We start from the raw sequence: 20,589 nt of genomic DNA on the forward strand, positions 1-20,589 counted from the left end.
ACGGCCCCGTCCAGCCCCTGCCCCACCGGCCCGGGGCACCCGACACTGCCTCTTCGGGCACCCCGGCCGCTCACACCGCAACGGCCCGTCCGCAACAGCGCGTCCTCAGCGCCCCGACCTCGACGGAATCAGTCTCGACGGAATCGGTCTCGACGGGATCGGTCTCGACGGGATCGCCCACTGACGCGTCAGTCCCCGTGGGTGCGCGGGCCCACGACGATCCGGCTGGTCGAGCACAGCGTTCCCGGCTCCGGCGGCCTGTGCCACGGCTTCACCGCCACGGCGTGCAGTCGCCCCCGCGTCAGCGCGAACCGGGGCAGCGAGACCCCGTATGCCTCCGCGATCACATCGAGCGCGGGCCCACCGGCGGGAAGCGCGTGCAGCGAATCCGGCAGTATTCCCCGCACGGACTGCTCCTTGTCCTCGCGCGTGTACCCGTACGTCTCCCTGCCGTTCTCCGCGTACGAGAAACGCAGCCTCCGCGGCACCGCCACGGATCCAGCGGATCCAGTAGCCCCGGAGTGACCGGCCCCCGGAACCCAGACCGATATCGACCGGGTCCCCAGGGACGCCTGCGCGTCCAGCCCGATCAGCCGGTCCTCCCGGAACGGCTCGGGCCCCGTCTCGTAGGCGAAGCTCCAGCCTCCACCGCACCATCCGACCCGCATGTGCGCGCCGTCCCCCACCGGTCCGCGCCGACGCCCCCACGGCCGCACGTCGTCGTCGGAACACGCAGGCGACAGGGGCCCCTCCCCGAGCCTCCGCGCCAGTTCACGCGGCGGTACACCATGGACGAGGACGAACCGGAACCCCTCCGATGCCGCACCCGCGTCGCCGGAGGCGAGCCAGCCGAGCCCGTCCTCGACAGCGCCCTCCACGACAACACCATCCACGACGGCACCGTCCGCAACCGCCGTGACGGCCCGGTCGGCCGTGACGGCCCGGTCGGGCAAACAGGGGACCACTGCCTCCCGGGCGACCACATCTCCGGCGGCGACCGGGAACGTCTGCGTCGGCCGCGAACTCTGACGGTGTCCCGCACGGGGCGTGGTCAGGATCCACCGTCCCCGTTCCGGTGTGACGACCGGCCCCAGGAACGGGTCGGCCAACAGCCCCACGGGCGCCACGTGATCGATACCGTACGGCTGCCAGTCGGCCACTGAGGCGGCCAGAAGCCGCCAGGCACCCTCCGTGTCACCCCAGCGTGCCCGTTCACGGGCCTCGGCCACAGCCTGCCCGAACGGCCCCGGCGGCTCGTACCGGAAGGAGCGCTCGTCCACCCCCCGCAGCGCGGCCCCGGCCCGGCCCTCCTCACCGTGCGGTCGCAGGAACCAGTCGTCGTCCCGCCAGGATTCGCGGTGGGCCTGCGCGAGGAGCGGCAGGATCTCCCTTGCGTACAGGAGGTCGTCGGTGTCCCGGACCGCCTCGATATGGCCGACCGGCGAGAACATGGCCCGTATCTGATCCCGCAGCCGCCGCGCTCGCGGTCTTCCGTACTTGTCGGCCTCGGCGAGCACCGTCAGCTGTTCATCGATGTCACCCCCTCCCAGACAGGCCAGCCGGGCCTGCTCCACCGAGTCGTCGAGCGCGCGCGTCACGTCGTTCTCGAAGGCCGGGTCGGCGCTGTGCCCGCGATGGAAATCCTGGTACATGCTCTGCATGAAGTCCGCGAACGAAGCATGGCGTTCCGGGAGCTCACCGGACCAGCCGCGGTAGACGTACACCGCCCATTCGCCGTCCTCGCCCACGTCGCCGGGGTCGATCAGGACATCGGTCAGGTCCGAGTCGTGCGACAACTGCACGGCCCTGCCCCACATGCCGGCCATCAGCCGTTCGGCCCGCCCGGACCGTTCGTCCAGATTCTCCTCGTACAGCTCCCGCAGGCCCGCCGGATCGCCGTACATCGCGACCTGTTCCGCGACCGCCATCAGGTAGATCGATCTGCCCGCGTGTCGCCAGCCGTTGGAGACCTGGAGGAACGTCCGGAACGACGGCGGCAGCGTCAGCCCGAGCCGCCGCTCCAGCGCGGCTATCCGCTCCTCGTCGGCGGCCGGGAACGCCAGTACTCCGGCGACCACCGCATCGTCGTCGGACGCCTCCTCGGTCTCGTCCTGCTCGTCCTGCTCGTCCTGCTCGTCCTGCTCGTCCTCGTCCTCGTCCTCGTCCTCGTCGAAATCGAGCAGGGCCCTGGCCTCCCACCAGTGCCTGCTCCAACGACCCAGGAAGGACTTCCAGTTGCTGATGTCCACGTGTCCCAGCCTGACACCCACCACTGACAGTGACACCCTGCGGCGGACGGCCGCAGCCGTACGACGACCGCGCAATCGTCGTGCACATGCCCAACCTGTTCGGCCAGGTGCCGCCCTCCCCCGCGGAGCGGCTTCGCACCGTGCACGAATCGGCGTCGAACGGCCGCATCGGCGGCCGGTGGAGTGGCCGGGTCACCCCGCCATCGGGATGATCGAAGACATGACCAAGAGCAAGAAGAACGGAGCCGTCACCCTGCGGATCGCCCAGGAACCGGAGGCCGACGAGCTCCTCGCGCGCAGCCCGCTCGCCGCCCTGGTCGGCATGCTGCTGGACCAGCAGGTACCGATGGAATGGGCGTTCACCGGTCCGTACACCCTCGCCGGACGGATGGGCGGGCACGACCTGGACGCCCGTGAGATCGCCGCATACGACCCGGAGGCCTTCGTCGGGCTCTTCACCGCCAAGCCTGCCCTGCATCGGTACCCGGGCTCCATGGCCAAGAGGGTCCAGCAGCTGTGCCAGTACCTGGTGGCCGAGTACGACGGGGACGCGGGCTCGGTGTGGCGCGATGCCACCAGCGGTACCGAGCTTCTGAAAAGGCTGAACGCCCTGCCGGGCTTCGGCACCCAGAAGGCACAGATCTTCCTGGCCCTGCTGGGCAAGCAGTTCGGAGTCCGGCCGACGGGCTGGCGGGAGGCGGCGGGGTCGTACGGCGACGAGGGCTCGCACCGGTCGGTCGCGGACATCACGGGGCCGGAATCGCTCTCCGAGGTCCGCGCGTTCAAGCAGCAGGCCAAACAGGCGGCACGGGCGGCGAAACGCGTGTCCGGGAAGTAGCGCGGCCCGGCCCGCCCGGTCCGCTCGGCGGTCAGCTTCTCGTACGCCGACACCCGATCGACCGCCTGTGCGTAACGGATGTACAGCACCGCCCCGTTCACCGCCGCATCCGGCTGGGCCGCCGGGTACGGCGCCATCAGGGACTGCGGGACCTGTGGCCGTCCGACGCCTGCCGCAGGAACTCAGCCGTGTAGACATCCGGTTCGCCGAAGAAGTGACTCGTGCCCTGTTGCTCGAAGGACGTGGCCGCCCGAGGGATCACTCGGCCTCCGCCGTGGACAACCCGCCGATCTCCTTCAGTCCGGCCCTTCCCTTGGACGGGACGAGGAACCCGACAGGACGGCGGAGAAGACCAGGACGGCGGGGAAAACGAGAACGGCAGGGAAAACGAGAACGGAGGGGAAGACGAGGACAGAGGGGAAGACGGGGAAGACGAGGACGCCGTGGGGCGAGAACTGTTCGGCGATCAGTTGGAGCGTCCTGGTCCTGCCGGTTCGGGTGGCCCCGGCGTCGGTTCCCCGCTCGGCGTCAAGCCCGCGCCCGCGCGACCACCCGCACCCGGGCCGGCACCCGTGTCTGTACCCCTTCGGCACCCGTACCCGCATCCCCGCCAGCGCTGTCGCCGTCGCTCATCACAGCCCCAATTCCGGAATGCCCACATTTATGACGCTCTCGGCAGCATGGCAGTCCGGCGCCGTGGCTGCGCCCGGAGGCTCTTGCCCGGTAGGCTTTCCGTGTGATCTTCAAGCGCATCGGAAATGGGCGGCCATATCCCGACCACGGCCGGGAAAGCACCCGGCAGTGGGCGGACGTCGCGCCGCGCCCGGTCCGCCTCGATCAGTTGGTGACCACCAAGGGCAACCTGGACCTCGAAACCCTCCTCGCCGAGGATTCGACGTTCTACGGCGACCTGTTCGCGCATGTCGTGAAGTGGCAGGGCGACCTCTACCTGGAGGACGGGCTGCACCGCGCGGTCCGCGCCGCACTTCAGCAACGTCAGGTGCTGCACGCCCGGGTGCTCGAACTCGGCTGAGGAGCGGAACGGCGCCTCGTACGGGACACGCGGGTCCTGCGCGCCCCACGGCTCCGGCCCGGGCGACGCCGAGACCCCGCCGCCCCGGTGGCGGCCGGCCGTGTCTGACCATTCCACGCGGGCGGGCACGTCCGGGTTCGTTCGGGTTCGTTCGGGTGCATTCGCACTCGGACGGGTGCGATCCATTGATCATTTAGTAGGCATCATCACCGGGCCGCACTACGCTGCGCCCATGAGCATGCTCACACCCCCCGGCATGGGCGGAAAGTACCGCATCACGGGCGACAAGTACCCGAGGATGCGCCGTCCCCGGCGTCGCGGCAAACTGATCCTCGCTGCCACCGCCTCCGTGGTCGCCCTCGGGCTGGCCGGCTGGGGCACACTGCAGCTCATCGATGTCTTCACCGGCGGCGACAAGCAGGCCAGCGCCGCCGATCACAAGACGGACTGCCCGACCACGAAGCCGTCCGCACCCGCGAAGGTGTTGCCGAAGCCCGCGAAGATCACCGTCAACGTCTACAACGCGACGCCCCGCGGCGGCCTCGCCAAACAGGCCGCCGACGAACTCAAGAAGCGCGGCTTCACCATCGGCAAGGTGGGAAACGCGACGGACGAGTACGACAAGAAGGTCCCCGGCCCGGGTCTCCTGCTGGGTGCCCCATCGGCCGCGAACGGCTCGTTCCCCGTTCTCGGCACACAGTTGGCGGGGGCCGTTCCGAAGACCGACGCCCGCAAGACGGCGGACGTCGATCTGATTCTCGGTACGAAGTTCACGACGTTCAACACGCCCCAGTCGGCCGCCGCGGCGCTCGCGACCCTGACCGAACCGGCCCCCGCGCCGTCCTGCTGACCGGCTGTCGACACCCCCAGCAGCCGTCACGGTCTCTCGGTGACGGCTCCTCCATCAGGGCCCGTGCCGTGCCATGCCGCATCCCGCACCGGCCCGCCCACAGCCGACACACCCGTGCTGCCGACATGCCGGCACGGCCGTGCTGCTCAGTCGGCGGTGCTGCTCAGTCGGGGGGGTGCTGCTCGGTGCGGCCGTGCTGCTCAGTCGGCCGTGCCGTACATGCGGTCGCCCGCGTCACCGAGACCCGGAACGATGTAGCCGTTCTCGTTGAGCCGCTCGTCGACCGAGGCCGTGACCACCGTCACCGGCGTACCGGCCAGTTCGCGCTCCATCACCTCGACGCCCTCGGGCGCCGCGAGCAGCACGACCGCCGTGACATCGTCCGCGCCGCGCCTGATCAGCTCCTGGATGGCCGCGACCAGGGTGCCGCCGGTGGCCAGCATCGGGTCCAGGACGTACACCTGGCGGCCCGAGAGGTCCTCCGGCATGCGCGTCGCGTACGTGGACGCCTGGAGCGTCTCCTCGTTGCGGATCATGCCCAGGAAGCCCACCTCGGCGGTGGGCAGCAGCCGCACCATGCCGTCGAGCATGCCGAGACCGGCCCGCAGGATCGGCACGACCAGCGGCCGCGGGTACGACAGCTTCACCCCGGTCGTCGACGTGACCGGGGTCTGGATGTCGACCTGCTCGGTACGCACGTCCCGGGTGGCCTCGTAGGCGAGCAGGGTGACCAGCTCGTCGGCGAGACGCCGGAAGGTCGGGGAGTCGGTGCGCCTGTCGCGCAGGGTGGTGAGCTTGTGCGCGACCAGTGGGTGGTCGACGACGTGGATCCGCATGGGCTCAACAGTAACCGGGCCCGCAGCACGCGTGCGCTGGCATCAACCACACGTTCGGGGGGAAGGTGGTGGCATAAGGACCCAGCCTTGGGGTGATGAACGGATGCCCGACGCGGAACAGCGCACGTGGAGTCGCCGGAAGCCGGACCGACCGGACGCGCCGAACACAGCGATGGCACCGCCCCCGCCGCACGACGGGCCCCCGTTCGCCCCCGAGGGCCCGCCCTCGCCGGAGAACCCCGAAGCCCAGGAGGTCCCGGAAGCCCCCGAAGCCTTGGAGGCTCCGGAAGCCCCGGAAGGGCCACGAACCGCCGAGGAGAGCGAGGCGGCGCGGCGCAGGCGGCGCGCCCAGTTCCTCCGGGAACTCCATGAGGCGAAGGCCCTGCGGGACCGGGTCCAGCCGCGCCGGGCCCGTGCGGCCCGGATGCGCCAGGCCATGCGGATGCGGACCTTTCGCTGGTAGGTCGTACGGCGGTCCCCCGTCCCCCTGGTGGCCCCGTCCAGGAGAACTGATGGCCGACGCAACGGCCGAACTGCTCTCGCGAAGCTCTTGTTTCTGCCACGATTCCGATGGGCGGGACGCAGGACAGCCGGACCACCGACTGCCCTCCCGCCGGACCGACACCCCTATGACCAGTGGGAGAGTCACGGTGTACTTCGCCGCACTGCTCGCGCGCACCGAAGACGGGTGGGAAGCGAGCGATACGGAACTCGACGATGTGGAGACCCTGTCCGACCTGACGGATCTGGCCCGTGATGCCTCGGCGGACGAGGACACGGTGCTCGTCTACATCGAGCAGGAGGACGCCTGGTTCGGCGTCGTCAGGGTGGATGGTGAGGACGACCCCCGGATCTTCGTCTCGGACGCCATCGCCGCCGCCCGATCCTCGTACGGGGAGATCCTGCTCACCGACGAACTGCTCGGCCGCGAACCCGGGGCCGACGACACCATTGCCGCCCTCGAAGAGCTCGTCGGCCTCGACGACACGGAGGACGGCGAACCGGACACCACCCCCGACAACGACAACGACCACGACACCGACACCGACACCGACGAGCTCGGCGCCGACGATGACGACGAGCTCGACGCCGATGCCGTACCGGCGGGGCCGCTCGGCGACACCGCCGTCCTGGCCGATCTCGGACTCCCCGAGGCGGAGCTGCTGCTGCTGCGCTCGGACGCGCTGGCGGAGATCGCGGAAGCGCTGGGAGCGGCCGAGGTCCTGGAGGCCGTCCGCTAGGGTCCGCGGGTGACCGAACCACCCCACCCGCAGGCCCCGTCGGAAGCGCACGACCCCGTACGAGACCCGTGGCGGGCGCACATGCGCCGCGCCCTGACCGAGGCCGACCTGGCGGCGGCGGCCGGCGACGTGCCGGTCGGCGCCGTCGTCCTCGGCCCCGACGGCACGCCGCTGGCCGTCGGCCACAACGAACGCGAGGCGACGGGCGACCCGACCGCGCACGCCGAAGTCCTGGCCCTCCGCCGCGCGGCCGCCGCGCTCGGCGAATGGCGGCTGACCGGCTGCACCCTGGTGGTCACCCTGGAACCGTGCACGATGTGCGCGGGCGCGCTGGTGCAGTCCCGTGTGGACCGGGTGGTCTACGGCGCGCGCGACGAAAAGGCGGGCGCCGCGGGCTCCCTCTGGGACGTCGTCCGCGACCGGCGCCTCAACCACCGCCCGGAGGTCATCCAGGGGGTCCTGGAGCGGGAGTGCGCGAGCCGGCTGACGGCCTTCTTCCGCGGCCCCTGAGCGCCGGTCGAGAACCGATTTCTTTCCACGGCCCGGGATGGTCTAAGCTCTCTCTCGGTAGCGTGTCCGAGCGGCCGAAGGAGCTCGCCTCGAAAGCGAGTGTGGGGAAACTCACCGAGGGTTCAAATCCCTCCGCTACCGCCACCGACGCCCTCCCGAACTGCGGAAACGCAGAGCGGGAGGGCGTTCGCGTTGCCGCAACCACACGCGACGGGGCGGTGGGTCCGTATCAGGAACTGTGGTCCCCGCGTGTGCGGGCCGACCTCTTTGTGACGGAGAGGTCGGTGCCGGAACGCGGGGACGTTGGCGACGGAACGCGGGGGCGGTGGCGACGGCGACGGCGACGGCGGGGCACGGGCACGGTGGTGTCAGTGCGGGGTGCCAGGATCACCGCATGGTGATGTGTGACTACTTCTCGGCGGCCGGTGACGACGTGGCCGTCGGCGTACTCGATCAGTTCGACGGACCGGATCCCTCCGCCTTCGACGTGGTGCCGTTGAAAGGAATCGACCCGGTCGTCGTGGCGGCCCGGCTCGAAGCCGTCCTGACCGGCTGCACGTATGACGAGGCGTCCCGGCGCCCTCGCTCGGGGAAGCTGCTCTCGTCCCCGGAGGCGGAGAGCGCGTTCGTCGTGAGCGTGTCCGACAGCCTGCAGGAGGCCCTGGCCTCGGCCACGCCCGAGCGCCTCGCCGAGGCCGCCGTTCCGTGGTCCGCGACCGAGGAGCTCCAGGCGTCCGGCATCGATTCCGAAACCGCCGCCGAAGTGCTGGTCCTGCTGTCGGGGCTGGCCGGGCGCGCACGGTCGGCCGGTCACCGCGTGTACTGCCGGTGGGCCCTGTGAGGTGCGTGTACCGCCGGTGGGCCCTGTGAGGTGCCCGGAAACGCAGGTCGGGGGAAGCGGCGTCGGGGGGACAAGCCGCTTCCCCCGGTGAGAACGGGCTCCCCAGGTCCTCGCCGCGGCCCGGGGGAAGCTCGCGGCGCGGACCCCACAGTGGGGGGCCAGTTCCTCGCCCCCCGGATTCCTGCCTGGTCCGCGGGGCTACGCCTCCATCCTGCGCACCGGAAACGGTCCCGTGGACCGACGAAGGACCTCGATCGTGGGGCCCTTGGTCCTTAAAGGTCATGTGAGGTACGGCAAAGATCAGACAGATACGACCAAGCGTGCGGATAGAATCGCCCGACTGCACAAGGGATCGAAGGGGAGGCAGGGGCTGATGGTGCAAGCGAAGAAGATAGCTCTCTACGTGATAGTCGTCTTCGTGCTGTACACGATCATCACGTCCCCGTCCCGCGCGGCGGATCTCGTCCAGATAGGCTTCGAGGGCGTTTCGAGTGCCGCGCAGGGCGTCGGCGACTTCATGTCCGCGCTCGTGAAGTAGGAGTGTCCCATGATCCGCCATCTGGTCCTGTTCAAGCTGAACGACGGCGTCGAGCGCGACGACCCGCGGGTCGTCGCCGGAGCGAAGGCGTTCCAGGAGCTGGACGGGCAGGTTCCCGAGCTGAGGTTCTGGGAGTGCGCCTGGAACATCACCGACCGGCCGATTGCGTACGACTTCGCCATCAACTCCGCCGTCGTCGACGAGGATGCGCTGAAGCGCTACATCGAGCACCCGGCCCATCAGGCCGCCGCCGGGCAGTGGCGGGAGTTCGCCACCTGGGTGATCGCCGACTATCCGTTCTGATTCGCCGGATTCGTTCGCACCGTCCGATCCATCTGATCCGTGCGCCCGTCCGGTCCATCCGGTTCATCTGATTCATCTGATTCATCTGGTCCGTGCGGTCTTGCTGGGCCCCTCACCCTTGTGGTGCGGGGCCTTTTCGGCGTTTAAACCAAGTTGAACCCAACACGACGTTATACGGTGCTTGCACACAGTGGGCATGTCTTGTGATGCTATGACCGCTTTTGACGGATGAGTTGACCGAAGTTGACCGCAAAGGGGTGGCCTCACCGTGCCGGCCAGTACAGCGCCTCAAGTGCCACCCCAAACCGCCCAGGCGACGCAGACCGCCCGGACGAATCAGAACGCCCGGACGAATCAGGACTCCCAGCACACCAGGAACGGTCAGGTCGCGCGGGCCGTCGTCGGCCCCGTACACCCCGAAAGTTCCGAAAGCTCCGATGACGAGGCCACGCCCGCCAGGACGAGGGGCACGGACACCCGGGCACTCACCCAGGTGCTTTTCGGACAACTCAAGGATCTGGAGCCCGGCACCCCGGAGCACAGCCGGGTGCGGGCGGCGCTGATCGAGGCGAACCTGCCCCTGGTGCGGTACGCCGCAGCACGGTTCCGCAGCCGCAACGAGCCGATGGAAGACGTCGTCCAGGTCGGCACGATCGGCCTGATCAACGCGATCGACCGGTTCGACCCCGAGCGCGGGGTGCAGTTCCCGACCTTCGCGATGCCGACCGTCGTCGGCGAGATCAAACGATATTTCCGGGACAACGTGCGCACCGTCCACGTCCCCCGTCGGTTGCACGAACTCTGGGTACAGGTCACCGGGGCGACCGAGGACCTGACGACCGCCCACGGCAGGTCACCGACCACCGCCGAGATCGCCGAGCGGCTGAGGATCTCCGAGGACGAGGTGCTGGCCTGCATCGAAGCGGGCCGCTCGTACCACGCGACATCGCTGGAGGCCGCCCAGGAGGGCGACGGGCTGCCCGGCCTGCTGGACCGACTCGGATACGAGGACCCGGCCCTCGCCGGGGTCGAACACCGCGATCTGGTCCGCCATCTGCTCGTACAGTTGCCCGAGCGCGAGCAGCGCATCCTGCTGCTGCGCTACTACAACAACCTGACGCAGTCGCAGATCAGCGCTGAACTGGGTGTCTCCCAGATGCATGTGTCAAGACTTCTGGCCCGCAGCTTCGCCCGGCTTCGATCCGCAAACAGGATCGAAGCCTAACCGGATCGGGTAGAACGCGCGAAGTCGCCTACACGCGGCCGAAATTGTCCGGCACCCCCTGTTAACTGCGCAGACGTCACAAAGACTTGTCGATATGTCACTACAGCGTGTTGCCGACATGTGACATTCTGCGGAAACCGCGTTTGCCGTGGCCCCGCCTCCGGTATTCAGGTGGAGGCTGCGTTCCTCCGATGGTCGCGGCTCGACGCGACCGTCCGCGACCTCAAGGGGGTGGCATGTCCGAAGAACAGGGCAGCTCGAAGGTGCTCACGCTCACGAAGGGCGCACCCGCGCCCAGTGCGCCCGTCGGCTCGTCGGAGGCCATCGACACCCGCACTCTGTCCCGCTCCCTGTTCCTGCGGCTCGCCGCACTGGGGCCTGCCGCCGGCCCCGACGGAACGGACAGCCCGGAGCGTACTTATGTGCGGGACACACTCATCGAACTCAACCTTCCGCTGGTGCGGTACGCCGCCGCGCGGTTCCGCAGCCGCAACGAGCCGATGGAGGACATCGTCCAGGTCGGCACGATCGGCCTGATCAAAGCGATCGACCGGTTCGACTGCGAGCGCGGCGTGGAGTTCCCGACGTTCGCGATGCCGACCGTCGTCGGTGAGATCAAACGCTTCTTCCGCGACACCTCGTGGTCGGTGCGCGTCCCGCGTCGCCTCCAGGAACTGCGGCTCGCACTGACCAAGACCAGCGACGAGCTCGCCCAGCGGCTCGACCGTTCGCCGACCGTGTCGGAGCTGGCCAAGGAGCTCGGCGTCTCCGAGGAGGACGTGGTCGACGGGCTGGCCGTCGGCAACGCGTACACCGCGTCCTCGCTGGACTCGCCCTCGCCCGAGGACGACGGCGGCGAGGGCTCCCTCGCGGACCGCCTGGGCTACGAGGATTCGGCGCTGGAGGGCGTCGAGTACCGCGAATCACTCAAGCCGCTGCTGGCCAAGCTTCCGCCGCGCGAGCGGCAGATCATCATGCTGCGGTTCTTCGCCAACATGACCCAGTCGCAGATCGGCGAGGAGGTCGGCATCTCGCAGATGCACGTCTCGCGCCTGCTGACCCGCACGCTCGCCCAGCTCAGGGAAGGGCTCATCGCCGACTGACCGACCGGCACGCAGCGCCGTACCACGGCACAAGGGTTCCGATTTGACAGACCGTCAGACAAACTGGCGCGATGCGACGTCAGATACTCCACTCGACCGGCCGCCGGGGCACCGTGATCGCCGCCTCGGCGGCCGTGCTGTGTCTGGGCACCGCGCTGGCCGCCTGTGGCGGCGGGACGGCTGACGGCGGCTACGTGGCCGTGGGCGCGGCGGGAACAGAAACGGGAAGGACGCCTTCCGGGGCGGTGGCTCCGTCGGGGAAGGTGACGCTGCTGCCGTTGGACGGGAGCGGCAAGGACGGCGGGAAGGGCGGGAGCAGCGGGACCGGCGGGACCGGCGGGGAAGGTGCAGGCCACGGGTCATTACCCGGCACTCCCGGTAGGTCCGGTGCTCCCGGTGCTCCCAGCGGTTCCGGTGCTCCCAGCGGTTCCGGCGCTTCCGGCGGTGGACACGGGGCCGGGACGGACAGTACGGGTGCCGGGGGCGCGGGTGCTCCGGGCGGGGCCGGGACCGGCTCTTCCGGATCGGCCGGCTCCGGCCCCGGCGGCACGAGCGGTGGGGATACGGGGGCTTCCGACGGTGGTGCCGGCGGCGTCCCCACGGGGCCCGCGGACCCCGGCCCGTCGACACCTGCCGGTCCGGCCGTGCTGGTGGTCGGTGTCCCCGAGCGGGCCGCCGCCGACGAGCGCCGGTGCCAGAAGGTGACCGTGGAATTCCGCAATACCGGAGGGTCGGCGGCGTACGAGGGGAGCGCCGTCTTCGCCGTGCACGTCATCGGCGGACTGGGGGTCGACTGGGCGACGGTCCGGACGTCCGCGCCGCTGCCGACGCCGATCGGCGCGGGAGCGGCGCGGACGACGACGTACACCGTCTGCGTGGACGCCTGGCGGGTGCCCCTGGGAATGCATGTCGAGACCCGGGAGGTCACCGCCGTGCTGAAGCAGTCCTACTGAAGCGGCCCTACTGAGGCGGCCCTACTGAGGCGGCCCTGCCGAAGCGGCAGCGCCGCAACGGCTGCGCCGATGAGATGGGGCGCGCTGCCGAGATGGACGCGCGGATGGGATGGGGGCGGGGGACGGGTCGGGGCCGGAAGTGCGGGAGGCCGGGCGTGGAAGGGCGCGGAAGAACTGTGCGCCGGTCAGCCGAGCGCGAGCCAGGCGACCGCCCCGAGGACGACGAGTACCGCGACGACGGTGATGATCACCCCGGTCTTCGGTCCGGACGGGGCGGCGGTCTGCTGCCGCCGCTGCGGCTCGCCCTCGTCGATGAAGGCGCGGAACATCTGGGTGCTGCCGGCCGGGTCGTGGTTGCCCTCGGGGCCCTGGGGGGCGTGGGGGTTGTGTGCCATGTGCCAGGACCCTAGCGAACTCGGCGTTATGGCCCAACCCCCGGGTCACCGAAGCGACCTGACGTCGGACGATCACCCTCCGGCCGGTCGCGGAAGGCTCGTGGAACACGCCTCGCAACCCGGTCCGGAACGGACAGCCGGGACCACCCGGCTGCGACATCGGCCATGGCACCCGTTGTGGCCGCGGTCATGGCACCCGCTACGACTCCGGTCGTGGCACCCACTGTGGCCGCGGTCATGGCACCCGCTGTGGCCGCGGTCGTGACATCGGCTGTGGCCGCGGTCGTGACATCGGCTGTGGCAGGAGACACACCCGTTCGAAAGCGCACCCCACACGCTGGGCCTTTGACCGGAGCCCTACGCGGCCTTTTGCGTTCCTTTACTTCTGCAAGCCTTCTTTCGTTTGCCTGTAGCAACCAACGGCTTCTATGGTTGCCCTAAGCAACAAGATGTACCCGCGAGATGTCTGGGGGGCCCGTGGCCGCACGGAGTCAGTACGAAGAACTGGCCCGGCAGCTCAGCGCGGTGGGGGCCGTCAAGCGGGGTCTCGCCCGCATCCTCCCCGCCGAATGCCCTGCCGGATCCGCCGCCGTACTGGCCCTGCTCGGGCAGCACGGCGAGATGCGGATCAGCAGGCTGGCCGAGCTACTGGACGTCGATATGTCCGTTACCAGCCGTCATGTCGCCCACGTGGCGGACCACGGATGGCTGGAACGGTCCTCGGACCCGACGGACAAGCGGTCCCGCATCCTGCGGCTGACCCCCGCCGGACATGACGTGCTCGGCGATCTGAACCGTCGCGTCACCGAGATGTTCGCCCACAACCTCTCCGACTGGTCCGACGACGACGTCGGCCGGCTCAACACGCTCCTGGCCCGGCTGCGCGACAGTTTCTCCTGTCGTGGCCCGGGCGGGTGCGCCCCCGGAAAGCACAGCGGCGAATGCCGTTCGCGGCCTTCCGGCAGCGACACCGACTCGCACTCCCGTACACCCGTGTAACAGAAGCAAAGACAAGGAACTCTATGGCTACGACCACACCGACCGGTGTGCGGGGCGGCCACGCCAAGCACGGGGGATCACCCGATCCCTCGTCCGGCGCGCCGATGACACACCGGCAGATCATGGAAGCACTCGCCGGGCTCATGCTCGGCATGTTTGTAGCGATCCTGTCGTCGACGGTCGTCTCCAACGCCCTTCCGCAGATCATCTCCGACCTCGGCGGCGGCCAGAGCGCCTACACCTGGGTCGTCACGGCCTCGCTGCTGGCGATGACCGCCACCACCCCCCTGTGGGGCAAGCTCTCCGACCTGTTCAGCAAGAAGCTGCTGGTCCAGATAGCCCTGGTCATCTACGTCGCCGGCTCGGTCGTCGCCGGTATGTCGACCAGCAGCGGCATGCTGATCGCCTGCCGCGTCGTCCAGGGCATAGGCGTCGGCGGTCTCTCCGCCCTCGCGCAGATCGTGATGGCGGCGATGATCGCCCCCCGTGAGCGCGGTCGCTACAGCGGATACATCGGTGCGGTGTTCGCCGTCGCCACCGTCGGTGGTCCGCTGCTCGGTGGTGTCATCACCGACACCAGCTGGATGGGCTGGCGCTGGTGCTTCTACGTCGGTGTGCCGTTCGCCGTCATCGCGCTGATCGTGCTCCAGAAGACACTGAAGCTCCCGGTCGTGAAGCGTGAGGTCAAGGTCGACTGGTGGGGCGCGTTCTTCATCAGCGCCGCCGTGTCGCTGCTGCTCATCTGGGTGACCTTCGCGGGCGACAAGTACGACTGGCTGTCCTGGCAGACCGCGGTGATGGTCGTCGGCTCCGCCGCGCTCGCCGCGATCTTCGTCCTCGTCGAGTCCAGGGCCAGCGAGCCGATCATCCCGCTGCGCCTCTTCCGCAACCGCACCATCACGCTGGCCTCGCTGGCCTCGCTGTTCGTCGGTATCGCGATGTTCGCGGGCACCGTCTTCTTCAGCCAGTACTTCCAGCTCGCACGCGGCAAGTCGCCGACGATGTCCGGCGTCATGACGATCCCGATGATCGCCGGCCTGTTCATCTCCTCGACGGTCTCCGGCCAGATCATCACCAAGACCGGCCGCTGGAAGGCCTGGCTGGTCAGCGGTGGCTTCCTGGTCACCGCCGGGCTCGGGATGCTCGGCACCATCCGTTACGACACCGCCTACTGGCACATCGCCGTCTACATGGCCGTGATGGGTCTCGGCATCGGCATGATGATGCAGAACCTGGTGCTCGCCACGCAGAACCAGGTCGCCCCGTCCGACCTCGGCTCGGCAAGTTCCGTCGTCACCTTCTTCCGTTCCCTCGGTGGTGCGATCGGCGTCTCGGCGCTGGGCGCAGTCATGGCGAACCGTGTCACCCACTACGTCAAGGACGGCGTCGCCGCCCTCGGCCCGGAGGGCGCGGCCATGGGCCACGGCGGCACCGGCGGCGGGGGCATCCCCGACCTGGACAAGCTGCCCGCGCCGTTCCGCACGATCGTGGAGAGCGCCTACGGGCACGGCGTCGGCGATGTCTTCCTGTACGCCGCGCCGGCCGCGCTGATCGCCTTCCTGATCACGATCTTCATCAAGGAGGTCGCGCTCAAGTCGAACGCCGCGAACGCCACGCCGGTCACGGACGAGACCGGCGCCGCTGACCCGGCCCCGGAGCAGGCCGACGTCCCGGCAGCCGTTGCCGCGACCACGGCCGTCGCCGCCGCGACAGCAGCGGTGCCGGGCGCCCGGACCGCCCCGGCCGACGCCCCGGTGACCCCGGTCGCCCCGGTCGCCACCGTCGAGGGCACTCCCGTCCGTGGTGTGGTGCGCGGCGCGGAGGGCGCACCCGTCGCCCGGGCCGCCGTCACGCTGATCTCGCTGGCCGGCCGACAGCTGGGACGCTCCGTCGCCCAGGCCGACGGCGGCTACACGCTGGACGCGCCGGGCTCCGGCAGCTACGTGCTGATCGCGTCCGCCGACGGCTTCCAGCCGCAGGCGTCGACCGTGGTCGTCGGTGAGGAGCCGCTGTCGTACGACATCCTGCTCTCCGGCACGAGCGGCCTGGCCGGAATCGTGCGGACCGCCGAGACGGCCGCTCCGGTCGAGGACGCCATGGTGATCGTGACCGATGTGCGCGGTGACGTACTGGCGACCGGCACGTCCGGGGCGACCGGCGAGTTCGCCTTCGGCGAGCTGGTCCCCGGTCCGGTGACCGTCGCGGTGAACGCCACCGGGTACCGTCCGCTGGCGCTGCCCGTGGAGATCGGCGCCCAGGGTGTCACCCGGATCGAGGCCGCCCTCCAGTCCGGCGCCCTGGTCCAGGGCGTCGTGCGGGCCGGTTCCGCCCGGCGTCCGCTGGCCGACGCCCGGGTCACCCTGGTCGACGCGGCGGGCAACGTGATCGCCACGTCGACGACCGGGGAGGACGGGGCGTATGCCTTCACCGACCTGGACTCGGGCGAGTACTCGGTCGTCGCGACCGGCTATCCGCCGGTGGCGGGCGCGCTGACCGTGACCGGTCGAGGCGTCGATGGCCACGACATCGAGCTCGCCCACCCCGGCGAGTAGGAGCGCTTTCGGCAGGGGGCGGCATTGAACCGCCGCATCCCCTGCCGGACACTCTCACCACAGACCCCTGGCGGGTCGGCGTTTCGAGCGGAGACGCTGTACCGGCCGGTGGAAATGGGCCCCGGTGGCGGGGCCGGCAGGCAGGGGACGGCCTGCCGGTCCCGCCCCGGGGCCCGACTCATGGTCACCGGGTCGCCGAGCAAGTCATCGAGCCGGTCATCAGGGCAGCCGGTCATCAGGGCAGCCGATCATCAGGCCAGCCGGTCATCAGGGCAGCCATCAGGCCAGTCAGTCATCGAGCCAGTCATCGAGCGAGTCATCGAGCAAGGAGAGAGAACGGGATGGGACTTCGCGCACAGGTACGGACGCGGGACGGCTGGGCGGTCCAGCACGCGGTCGTGACGGTCACCGACATGACCGGCGCGCAGGTGCTGCGGGCCACCGCCGACGAGGACGGTTCGGTGCGGACCGACACCCCGCTGGCGGCCGGCGCGTACACGGTGATCGTCACCGCGGTCGGGTACGCCCCCGCCGCCTCCACGGCGCTCGTCACGGCGAGCGGCCGGGTCGAGGCCGGCACGGTGGTGCTGGCCCGCCAGGGCGGTGTGCAACTGCCGCCGCCGGGTGCCTGGTCGCTGGACCCGGCCCACTCCTCGGTCGCCGCCGTCGCGCAACACCTGGGGATCTCCAGCGTGCGAGGCAGGTTCACCGAGTTCAGCGGCCGGATCGAGATCGCGGAGGAGGTCCACCGCTCCCGGGTCGACGCGGTGATCGGCGCGGCCACCATCGACACCGGCAACGGCATGCGCGACAAGCACCTGCGCTCCCCCGACTTCCTGGACTCGGACCGCTTCCCGGAAATCACCTACCGCTCCAACGGGCTCACCCCGGTCGGCCCGGACCGCTGGACCGTCCACGGCGTGCTGTCGATGCACGGCGTCGAGCGCCCGGTCGACCTGGACCTGAGCTACCTGGGCACGGGACCGGACCCGTGGGGCGGCGTGCGCGCGGCGTTCAGCGCGACGGCGGAGTTGCGGCGCGAGGACTTCGCGATGAACTACAACCAGGTGGTGCAGGCGGGCATCTCGGCGATCGGGACGACCCTGCGGGTGGAGCTCGACATCCAGGCCGTACAGGGTGAGTCGTTGCCGTCGTAGTCCGCGGACACGGCAGCGGTGCTCCACGAGTTGCCGGACTTCGTACGACCCCGCCCCTGCCCCCTCCCGGCAGCCGGGGGCGGGAATCCGGGCCGGGAAGCCGGGGACGGGAAACCGGGACGGGAAACCGGAACGGGAAGCCGCCTCCCCTACCGACTCCGGTCCTGTTCCCGGTCACGGTCTTTTTCCCGGTCGCGTACCTGTTCCCGGTCGCGGTCGCGCATCGCCTCGATACCGGCGACCATCAGGTCCAGGGCGTAGGTGAAGTCCCAGTCGCGCATCTCCTCAAGCGTGTCACCGCCGCGGGCGTCCATCAGCTCCTGCGTACGCTCGATCATCGGGCCGTACTGCGGCTGCTCACCGACCGCGCCCGCGGCCTGCCGGTAGTACTCCTCCTGGCTCATTCCCGCGTCCGCGCAGCGTTGTGCGAAGTGGCCCTCGATGGTGCCGAACCCGTACACGAACTGGAAGACCGCTGCGATCGCTCCGGCCTGGCGGTCCGCGGGCAGCTCCGTCGCCCGGATCACGTCCTGGATGGCGTAGGACACCAGCATCGCGTGAGGGCCGATGTTGAGGAAGTGCCCCGCGAGCGGCGACACCCAGATGTGCCGGACGAGCAGATCCCGGTACTCGCCGGCCAGTTCGCGCAGGCGGTCGTGCCAGTGCGCGTCCTCACGAGGGGGCCGGATCTCGCTGTAGACCGAGTCGAGGGCCAGCTCCAGCAGATCGTCCTTGGAGTCCACGTACCAGTAGAGGGACATCGCCGTGACGCCCAGCTCTGCCGCGAGACGGCGCATGGAGAACTTGCCGAGGCCCTCCGCGTCCAGCAGCCGTACCGAGGTAGCGATGATCCGTTCCCGGTCGAGGCCGGTCGGCTGATCCTGTTTACGGCTGCGCGACGGTGCCCGCTGATCCAGCCACACACTGGTCCTGGCGGGGTTCTTCACACGGTCGGCCGCGGACACCATGGCGCACTCTCCTCGTCTCGCCGGCGGGGCCGACCGGTCCGTCCGTACCCGTGCGCTGCCCGTGCGCGGCTCCCGCGCATCTCTGCGCAGGAAGCGGATTCGTTCGGTCCGGCGCGCCCCGTCCCGATGCTATGCCGCTGTCACGGACCCGGCCGAGTCCGCCCCGGGGGTTTCCGTCCGCTCCGCGCGGCGCAGCAGCGCCGCGGCCAGCAGGCCGCCCGCGAGTACGGCCACCGCCCCGGCCAATTGGCTGGTCTCCAGTCCGGAGGCGAACGCGTCGGTGATCCGCGCCCGCTCGCCGGCGTCGGTGGCCGATGCGAGCGCGGCGGGCAGCGAGGCGGCGCCCACGGCCGCGGGTACGAGCGCCGTGAAGCGCGAGCCCAGCACCGCGCCGAGGACGGCGACTCCGAGACCGTTGCCGAACTCGGCGAGCGTGCCGTTCACCCCGGCGCCCACGCCCGCCTTCTCCGGCGGGATCGCGCTCATGATCGCGTTGGCCATGGCAGGCCCGGCGAGTGCGATGCCCGCGCCCATCACGACGAGGCCGAGCAGCATGCCTCCGTAGCCGTCGCCACCGAGCAGCGCGATCGCGGCGAGGCCTGCGGCCAGCAGGCTCATTCCGGACGCGATGGTCACGGGGGTACCCAGCTTGGGCACCAGCCGGGCGCCGAATCCGGAGAGGTTGAGGACGACGACGCTGAGGGCCAGCGGGGCGGTGCGCAGACCGGCCTCCAGCGGCTCGTAGCCGAGGACGAACTGGAGCTGCTGGGTGAGCAGGAACAGCGAGCCGCCCATCCCGAAGGCCACGAGGATCGCACCGGCGACCGCCCCGATGAACTTCTGGTTCCGGAAGAAGTGCATGTCGAGCATCGGGTTCGGAATGCGCAGCTCCCACAGCACGAATCCGCAGAGCACGACGACCCCCACGACAGCGGTCAGCAGGACCCGGCCCGATGTCCAGCCGTGCTCCGGGCCGGAGATGATCGCGTAGACCACGGACGCCATGCCGATCGTCGAGAGCAGTGCGCCGAGCAGGTCGGGGCGGTCTCCGGTGGAGTTCCTGGACTCCGGGACGAGCCGGGCCACGGCGATCAGGCCGATGAGCGCGACGGGGATGTTGATCAGGAAGATCGCGCCCCACCAGAAGTGGTTGAGCATCACCCCGCCGATCAGTGGCCCGACGGCGAAGCCGAGCGAGCTCACGATCGACCAGATTCCGATCGCCTTGACCCTTTCGCTGTCGTCGAAGATCTGCACGATGACGGCGAGGGTCGTCGTCATCAGCAGCGCACCGCCGATGCCCATACCCGCCCGGGCGGCGATCAGTTGTCCGGACGACTGGGACAGTCCGGCCGCCAGCGAGCCGACACCGAACAGGGCCAGCCCGGCGATCAGCATCCTCTTGCGGCCGAAGCGGTCGGCGGAGCTGCCTGCTGTGAGGAGCAGGCCCGACTGCACGAGCGAGTAGGCGTTGATCATCCACTGCACATCGGCGGTGGAGGCGTGCAGCTCCCGGGTGAGGGAGGGGATCGCGACGTTGAGAACGGTGTTGTCGAGCAACACCGTGAGCTGGGCGAGACAGATGACGCCGAGGATCAGCCAGCGTTGCGGGTGGCTCGGCGGCGAGAGGTGGTTCTGCTCGGCGGCGGTCGCCGTCATGCGGACTCCAGATTCCTTATACGCCGTACAGGAGAATGACTCGTACACCGTATAGGCGCCCCATACGGCGTACAACCCATTTCCGCGCGGTGTCGTGCTCGACGCCGGTCCAACAGGTGATCCGGATGCGGTCCGCTGCGATCGCGCGTGATCCGACAAGGGCTGGAGTGGTATGTCACTGCGTCGTCGTACGGTGGAAGCGGCCCTCGCGGCAGCCCTGTCGGGGCCCGTTCTCACCTCTCCAGCATCGGCCGCCGGAAGGGAGCACGGGCCGCAGGGACCAAAGAGAGCACAGGGGCCACAGGGGCCACAGGGAGCACAGGGAGCACAGGGACCAAC

21 protein-coding genes and 1 tRNA gene are annotated in these 20,589 nt (G+C 70.0%); 16 read left to right on the forward strand and 6 right to left on the reverse strand.

Annotated elements, in window-relative coordinates; all coding sequences use genetic code 11:
* Positions 1-188 precede the first annotated feature (188 nt).
* The gene (locus ACF1CT_RS04620; protein ID WP_391782286.1) at positions 189-2,249 is read right to left on the reverse strand and encodes an SMI1/KNR4 family protein; all 2,061 of its coding nucleotides are present in this window, start codon (positions 2,247-2,249) and stop codon (positions 189-191) included.
* A 220-nt stretch (positions 2,250-2,469) separates the two neighbouring features.
* On the opposite strand from ACF1CT_RS04620, the gene ACF1CT_RS04625 reads away from it, so the two are divergent.
* A complete protein-coding gene (locus ACF1CT_RS04625; protein ID WP_391782287.1) occupies positions 2,470-3,087 on the forward strand; it encodes an HhH-GPD-type base excision DNA repair protein in 618 nt (205 codons plus the stop codon).
* Positions 3,088-3,383: 296 nt separating this feature from the next.
* Here ACF1CT_RS04625 and ACF1CT_RS04630 read toward each other — a convergent pair whose 3' ends face one another.
* Positions 3,384-3,692: a helicase HerA-like domain-containing protein gene (locus tag ACF1CT_RS04630; protein ID WP_391782288.1), complete on the reverse strand. Its 309-nt coding sequence runs from the start codon at positions 3,690-3,692 to the stop codon at positions 3,384-3,386.
* Between the two features lie 131 nt (positions 3,693-3,823).
* Here ACF1CT_RS04630 and ACF1CT_RS04635 point away from each other — a divergent pair, with 131 nt between their 5' ends.
* Positions 3,824-4,120 carry a type II toxin-antitoxin system VapB family antitoxin gene (locus tag ACF1CT_RS04635; RefSeq protein ID WP_072488263.1) on the forward strand — a complete coding sequence of 99 codons (297 nt, stop codon included), beginning with the start codon at positions 3,824-3,826 and terminating at the stop codon, positions 4,118-4,120.
* Positions 4,121-4,376: 256 nt separating this feature from the next.
* Positions 4,377-4,970: a LytR C-terminal domain-containing protein gene (locus tag ACF1CT_RS04640; protein WP_391782634.1), complete on the forward strand. Its 594-nt coding sequence runs from the start codon at positions 4,377-4,379 to the stop codon at positions 4,968-4,970.
* Between the two features lie 200 nt (positions 4,971-5,170).
* On the opposite strand, the gene upp is transcribed toward ACF1CT_RS04640, so the two are convergent.
* Positions 5,171-5,806, reverse strand: coding sequence for a uracil phosphoribosyltransferase (gene upp, locus ACF1CT_RS04645; RefSeq protein WP_391782289.1), 636 nt, complete (start codon positions 5,804-5,806; stop codon positions 5,171-5,173).
* Positions 5,807-5,978: 172 nt separating this feature from the next.
* On the opposite strand from upp, the gene ACF1CT_RS04650 reads away from it, so the two are divergent.
* The 10 genes from ACF1CT_RS04650 to ACF1CT_RS04695 all read left to right on the forward strand — a co-directional run bounded on the left by ACF1CT_RS04650 (position 5,979) and on the right by ACF1CT_RS04695 (position 12,520).
* Entirely contained in the window at positions 5,979-6,269 is a 291-nt protein-coding gene (locus ACF1CT_RS04650) for a hypothetical protein (protein WP_391782290.1), read from the forward strand.
* A gap of 187 nt (positions 6,270-6,456) precedes the next feature.
* Positions 6,457-7,047 (forward strand): hypothetical protein, encoded by a 591-nt coding sequence (locus ACF1CT_RS04655; RefSeq protein ID WP_391782635.1) that lies wholly within the window; start codon positions 6,457-6,459, stop codon positions 7,045-7,047.
* A gap of 9 nt (positions 7,048-7,056) precedes the next feature.
* Entirely contained in the window at positions 7,057-7,557 is a 501-nt protein-coding gene (gene tadA, locus ACF1CT_RS04660; protein WP_391782291.1) for a tRNA adenosine(34) deaminase TadA, read from the forward strand.
* A 56-nt stretch (positions 7,558-7,613) separates the two neighbouring features.
* Positions 7,614-7,701: transfer RNA gene (locus ACF1CT_RS04665), tRNA-Ser, on the forward strand.
* Between the two features lie 250 nt (positions 7,702-7,951).
* On the forward strand, positions 7,952-8,398 hold the full coding sequence (locus ACF1CT_RS04670; protein ID WP_391782292.1) for a hypothetical protein: 447 nt from the start codon (positions 7,952-7,954) through the stop codon (positions 8,396-8,398).
* Positions 8,399-8,771: 373 nt separating this feature from the next.
* Positions 8,772-8,936 (forward strand): hypothetical protein, encoded by a 165-nt coding sequence (locus ACF1CT_RS04675; RefSeq protein WP_391782293.1) that lies wholly within the window; start codon positions 8,772-8,774, stop codon positions 8,934-8,936.
* A 9-nt stretch (positions 8,937-8,945) separates the two neighbouring features.
* Positions 8,946-9,239: a Dabb family protein gene (locus ACF1CT_RS04680; RefSeq protein ID WP_391782294.1), complete on the forward strand. Its 294-nt coding sequence runs from the start codon at positions 8,946-8,948 to the stop codon at positions 9,237-9,239.
* A gap of 292 nt (positions 9,240-9,531) precedes the next feature.
* Positions 9,532-10,464, forward strand: coding sequence for an RNA polymerase sigma factor SigF (locus ACF1CT_RS04685; protein ID WP_391782295.1), 933 nt, complete (start codon positions 9,532-9,534; stop codon positions 10,462-10,464).
* A 236-nt stretch (positions 10,465-10,700) separates the two neighbouring features.
* Positions 10,701-11,567 carry an RNA polymerase sigma factor SigF gene (locus tag ACF1CT_RS04690; RefSeq protein WP_391782296.1) on the forward strand — a complete coding sequence of 289 codons (867 nt, stop codon included), beginning with the start codon at positions 10,701-10,703 and terminating at the stop codon, positions 11,565-11,567.
* Between the two features lie 644 nt (positions 11,568-12,211).
* Complete coding sequence (locus ACF1CT_RS04695; RefSeq protein WP_391782297.1) at positions 12,212-12,520, forward strand: hypothetical protein; 309 nt, start codon at positions 12,212-12,214, stop codon at positions 12,518-12,520.
* A 185-nt stretch (positions 12,521-12,705) separates the two neighbouring features.
* On the opposite strand, the gene ACF1CT_RS04700 is transcribed toward ACF1CT_RS04695, so the two are convergent.
* On the reverse strand, positions 12,706-12,915 hold the full coding sequence (locus ACF1CT_RS04700) for a hypothetical protein (RefSeq protein WP_391782298.1): 210 nt from the start codon (positions 12,913-12,915) through the stop codon (positions 12,706-12,708).
* A gap of 477 nt (positions 12,916-13,392) precedes the next feature.
* On the opposite strand from ACF1CT_RS04700, the gene ACF1CT_RS04705 reads away from it, so the two are divergent.
* The 3 genes from ACF1CT_RS04705 to ACF1CT_RS04715 all read left to right on the forward strand — a co-directional run bounded on the left by ACF1CT_RS04705 (position 13,393) and on the right by ACF1CT_RS04715 (position 17,623).
* Complete coding sequence (locus ACF1CT_RS04705) at positions 13,393-13,914, forward strand: MarR family winged helix-turn-helix transcriptional regulator (RefSeq protein ID WP_391782299.1); 522 nt, start codon at positions 13,393-13,395, stop codon at positions 13,912-13,914.
* A gap of 23 nt (positions 13,915-13,937) precedes the next feature.
* Entirely contained in the window at positions 13,938-16,466 is a 2,529-nt protein-coding gene (locus tag ACF1CT_RS04710; protein ID WP_391782300.1) for an MFS transporter, read from the forward strand.
* 341 nt (positions 16,467-16,807) lie between these two features.
* Complete coding sequence (locus ACF1CT_RS04715; protein ID WP_391782301.1) at positions 16,808-17,623, forward strand: YceI family protein; 816 nt, start codon at positions 16,808-16,810, stop codon at positions 17,621-17,623.
* Between the two features lie 149 nt (positions 17,624-17,772).
* On the opposite strand, the gene ACF1CT_RS04720 is transcribed toward ACF1CT_RS04715, so the two are convergent.
* Together ACF1CT_RS04720 and ACF1CT_RS04725 are read right to left on the reverse strand one after the other, a co-directional pair.
* Entirely contained in the window at positions 17,773-18,591 is an 819-nt protein-coding gene (locus ACF1CT_RS04720) for a TetR family transcriptional regulator (RefSeq protein WP_391782302.1), read from the reverse strand.
* Between the two features lie 129 nt (positions 18,592-18,720).
* A complete protein-coding gene (locus tag ACF1CT_RS04725) occupies positions 18,721-20,250 on the reverse strand; it encodes an MFS transporter (protein WP_391782303.1) in 1,530 nt (509 codons plus the stop codon).
* Between the last annotated feature and the right edge of the window lie 339 nt (positions 20,251-20,589).

The sequence above is a fragment of the Streptomyces sp. NPDC014734 genome (genome assembly GCF_043083325.1).
Lineage (GTDB): Bacteria > Actinomycetota > Actinomycetes > Streptomycetales > Streptomycetaceae > Streptomyces.